The 1,449-nt window shown below is 58.4% G+C and carries 2 protein-coding genes; both read left to right on the forward strand.

Annotated elements, in window-relative coordinates; genetic code table 11:
* Nucleotides 1-130 precede the first annotated feature (130 nt).
* On the forward strand, nt 131-682 hold the full coding sequence (yfcE, locus tag AB0H42_RS35660) for a phosphodiesterase (protein WP_025303680.1): 552 nt from the start codon (nt 131-133) through the stop codon (nt 680-682).
* A 99-nt stretch (nt 683-781) separates the two neighbouring features.
* Nucleotides 782-1,327, forward strand: coding sequence for an NUDIX hydrolase YfcD (yfcD, locus tag AB0H42_RS35665; RefSeq protein WP_004936086.1), 546 nt, complete (start codon nt 782-784; stop codon nt 1,325-1,327).
* Nucleotides 1,328-1,449: the final 122 nt, after the last annotated feature.

Raw genomic sequence — 1,449 nt, forward strand, 5'->3', positions numbered from 1 at the left:
CAGGCTATGTGGGATTCGTCCGATGCTATCTGCGCAGTTGGATCACAATTCTCCACCGGGGCGGGCGGCGGTTTGCCGTACGGCGCCGGCGCGGTAAAATGGCGCTTATTTCCCTCTATAGGACAAGGTTATGAAGCTGATGTTCGCCTCGGATATCCACGGATCGCTGCCGGCCACCGAACGCGTGCTGGAATTATTCGCACAACACGGCGCTGACTGGCTGATTCTTCTGGGTGATTTGCTGAATCACGGCCCGCGCAACGCGCTGCCGGCCGGCTATCAGCCCGCTCAGGTTGCCGAACGATTGAATCGCTATAGCGACAAGATCATCGCCGTTCGCGGCAATTGTGACAGCGAGGTCGATCAGATGCTGCTGACGTTTCCTATCGAGGCGCCGTGGCAACAGGTTCTACTGCAAAAAAGACGATTGTTTTTGACCCACGGTCACCTTTATCATCCTTCGGCACTGCCGCCGTTATCCCGCGGTGACGTCCTGGCCTACGGCCATACGCATCTGCCGCAGGCGGAGCGGCAGGGTGAGATCTATTGCTTCAATCCGGGCTCGGTCAGCATCCCGAAAGGGGGCTTCCCGGCTAGCTACGGCATGTTGGATCGGGGCACTTTGCGCGTGCTGACGCTCGACGACGGCAAGGTCGTCGCGGAGGTGGCGTTAACACGCTAAACGCACTAATTTATACACACACAATAAAAATCTTTGAAAAACACTCATTGATTAACCAGCGCGCGGGATGCATCGCGCCAAAATAGAAGGTTTTAGAGGATGGCGGAACAGGGTCAGGCTGCAGATACCGAATGGGTTGATATCGTCGACGAGCAAAACGAGGTGATTGCGCAATCCAGTCGTCAACAGATGCGGGCGGAGCGGCTGCGTCATCGTGCGACCTATATTGTGGTGCATGATGGGATGGGAAAAATTCTGGTGCAGCGTCGCACCGAGATTAAAGACTTCTACCCGGGCTGGTTGGACGCGACGGCGGGTGGCGTAGTGCAAAGCGGTGAAAACGTGCTGGATTCGGCGCGCCGCGAGGCGGAAGAAGAGCTGGGCATCGCCGGCGTGCCTTTCGCCGAACATGGTCTGTTCTACTTCGAAGAAGAGCAGTGCCGGGTGTGGGGCGCTCTGTTCAGCTGCGTGTCACACGGCCCGTTTGCACTGCAGGAAGAAGAAGTGGCCGAGGTGTGCTGGCTGACGCCGGAAGAGATCACCGCTCGCTGCGATGAGTTTACCCCGGATTCGCTGAAGGCGCTGTCGCTGTGGCTGACGCGCAACAACGAACAGGATTACGGTAAGCCGCTCGACAACCACTGAGGCGCCAACGCGTGAGAAAGCCGGTCATCGACCGGCTTTTTTTACGGTTCGGATTCAGCAGCTGTCGCGGCGGCACAGCGTGGCGGGCAGGGTGCCTTCCGGCAGCCAGGGCTGCTCGTTCA

The sequence above is a fragment of the Nocardia sp. NPDC050799 genome (assembly GCF_040654015.1).
Taxonomy (GTDB): domain Bacteria; phylum Actinomycetota; class Actinomycetes; order Mycobacteriales; family Mycobacteriaceae; genus Nocardia.

Excerpts from the sequence above, each read along its gene's own strand:
- yfcE (WP_025303680.1), top strand. The coding sequence starts at position 131 with ATGAAGCTGATGTTCGCCTCGGATATCCACGGATCGCTGCCGGCCACC.
- yfcD (WP_004936086.1), top strand. The coding sequence starts at position 782 with ATGGCGGAACAGGGTCAGGCTGCAGATACCGAATGGGTTGATATCGTC.